Annotated in this window: 3 protein-coding genes and 1 pseudogene; all 4 read left to right on the forward strand. The window is 56.6% G+C overall.

Translation table 11 applies throughout. From position 1 onward, the window contains the following. Window positions 1-21 precede the first annotated feature (21 nt). Window positions 22-657 (forward strand): annotated as a pseudogene (gene rplC / locus ACIOVF_RS27975) (50S ribosomal protein L3). A gap of 12 nt (window positions 658-669) precedes the next feature. After that, window positions 670-1,272 carry a 50S ribosomal protein L4 gene (gene rplD / locus ACIOVF_RS27980; RefSeq protein WP_010220305.1) on the forward strand — a complete coding sequence of 201 codons (603 nt, stop codon included), beginning with the start codon at window positions 670-672 and terminating at the stop codon, window positions 1,270-1,272. Then, window positions 1,269-1,568, forward strand: a complete 300-nt coding sequence (gene rplW, locus ACIOVF_RS27985) for a 50S ribosomal protein L23 (RefSeq protein WP_010220306.1) — start codon at window positions 1,269-1,271, stop codon at window positions 1,566-1,568. The genes rplD and rplW overlap by 4 nt, the downstream gene beginning before the upstream one ends. A gap of 14 nt (window positions 1,569-1,582) precedes the next feature. Further along, a partial coding sequence (gene rplB / locus ACIOVF_RS27990; RefSeq protein ID WP_401294200.1) for a 50S ribosomal protein L2 occupies window positions 1,583-2,358 on the forward strand: 776 nt, incomplete at its 3' end.

Consider the following 2,358-nt stretch of genomic DNA (forward strand, 5'->3'; position numbering starts at 1 on the left):
TACACTCATGAGGTTTACAACATGACTATTGGTGTAGTCGGTCGTAAATGCGGTATTACCCGTATTTTCACCGAATAAGGTGTCTCCATTCCGGTCACGGTCATTGAGATCGAGCCGAATCGCGTCACCCAGTTCAAAACTGAAGAAACCGATGGCTATCGTGCAGTGCAAGTCACTGTCGGTGAGCGTCGCGCTTCGCGCGTGACTGCTGCTCAAGCAGGTCACTTCGCCAAGGCGAACGTTGCCGCGGGTCGCGGTGTCTGGGAATTCCGCCTTGAAGAAGGTGAGTTCCAGGCCGGTGATTCGATCAACGCTGAAATCTTCGCTGCAGGTCAGCTGGTAGACGTTACCGGCCAGTCCAAGGGTAAAGGCTTTGCCGGTACCATCAAGCGCTGGAATTTCCGCGGTCAAGATAACACCCACGGTAACTCCGTCTCCCACCGCGTCCCGGGCTCTATCGGCCAGTGCCAGACTCCTGGTCGTGTATTCAAGGGCAAAAAAATGTCCGGTCACATGGGCGCCGAGCGCGTGACCGTTCAGTCCCTCGAAGTAGTGCGCGTCGACGCTGAACGCAATCTGTTGCTGGTCAAGGGTGCCGTTCCAGGCGCAACTGGCAGCGATCTGGTTGTGCGTCCGGCTGCCAAGGCTCGCGGTTAAGGGGAAGCTGACATGCAACTAAATGTAAATGACGCTCAAGCGATCGAAGTTTCCGAACTGACTTTCGGCGGCGAATTCAACGAGACGCTGGTACACCAAGCAGTCGTGGCCTACATGGCCGGCGGCCGTCAGGGCACCAAGCAGCAGAAAACCCGTTCCGACGTTGCTGGTGGCGGTAAGCGCCCATGGCGTCAGAAAGGCACTGGCCGTGCTCGTGCCGGTACTATCCGTAGCCCAATCTGGCGTGGCGGCGGTACCACTTTCGCAGCTCGTCCTCAGGATCACTCGCAGAAGCTCAACAAGAAGATGTACCGCGCAGCAATGCGTTCCATCCTCGCTGAGCTGGTGCGTACCGACCGTCTGGTCGTGGTTCAGGACTTCGCTGTTGAAGCACCGAAAACCAAAGACCTGCTGAACAAGCTGAACGGCATGGGTCTGAGCGACGTTCTGATCGTTTCGGACGCTGTTGATCAGAACCTGTACCTGGCTGCTCGTAACCTGCCGCACGTCGACGTACGTGACGTACAGGGTTCCGATCCGGTCAGTCTGATCGCATACGACAAAGTGTTGATCACTGTGTCGGCCGTGAAGAAATTCGAGGAGCTGCTGGGATGAACCAGGAACGCGTATTTAAAGTCCTCCTTGGCCCGCATGTTTCCGAGAAGGCTACCGTTCTGGCTGAGAAAAAAGGCCAGTTCGTATTCAAGGTTGCTACTGACGCAACCAAGCTGGAAATCAAGAAAGCTGTCGAAGGCCTGTTCGGCGTAAAAGTCGAAAACGTGTCGACTGTAAACGTTCTGGGTAAAACCAAGCGTACCGCACGTGGTCTGGGCAAGCGCAATGACTGGAAGAAAGCGATCGTTTCGCTTCAGCCAGGCCAAGATCTCGATTTCAGCAGCAGTGCTGAGTAAGGAAGGGGTGCATCATGGCAATCGTTAAATGCAAACCGACTTCCCCTGGCCGCCGTTTCGTGGTCAAGGTGGTCAACAAGGAGCTGCATAAAGGCGCTCCTCACGCACCGCTGCTCGAGAAGAAATCGAAGTCTGGTGGTCGTAACAACAATGGCCGTATCACTACTCGTCACGTAGGTGGTGGTCATAAGCAGCATTACCGTATGGTCGATTTCCGTCGCAACGACAAAGATGGCATCGTCGCCACTGTCGAGCGTATCGAATACGATCCAAACCGTACTGCTCACATCGCACTGCTGTGCTACGCAGACGGCGAGCGCCGCTACATCATCGCCCCTAAAGGCGTTGCTGCTGGCGACCAGCTGATCGCAGGCGCTCTGGCTCCAATCAAGCCAGGCAACTCCCTGCAACTGCGCAACATCCCAGTGGGTAGCACCATTCACGGCATCGAACTGAAGCCGGGCAAAGGTGCACAGATCGCTCGTTCCGCTGGTGCTTCGGCTCAGCTGATCGCTCGCGAAGGTGTCTATGTGACCCTGCGTCTGCGCTCTGGTGAAATGCGTAAAGTCCTGGCTGAATGCCGTGCGACCCTGGGTGAAGTCTCGAACTCCGAGCACAGCCTGCGTTCGCTGGGTAAAGCTGGTGCCAAACGCTGGCGTGGCGTTCGCCCAACCGTTCGTGGTGTTGCCATGAACCCGGTTGACCACCCACATGGTGGTGGTGAAGGTCGTACCTCCGGTGGTCGTCATCCGGTATCTCCCTGGGGCTTCCCGACTCAGGGCGCGAAGAC

The organism is Pseudomonas sp. NPDC087612, from assembly GCF_044743505.1.
GTDB lineage: Bacteria > Pseudomonadota > Gammaproteobacteria > Pseudomonadales > Pseudomonadaceae > Aquipseudomonas.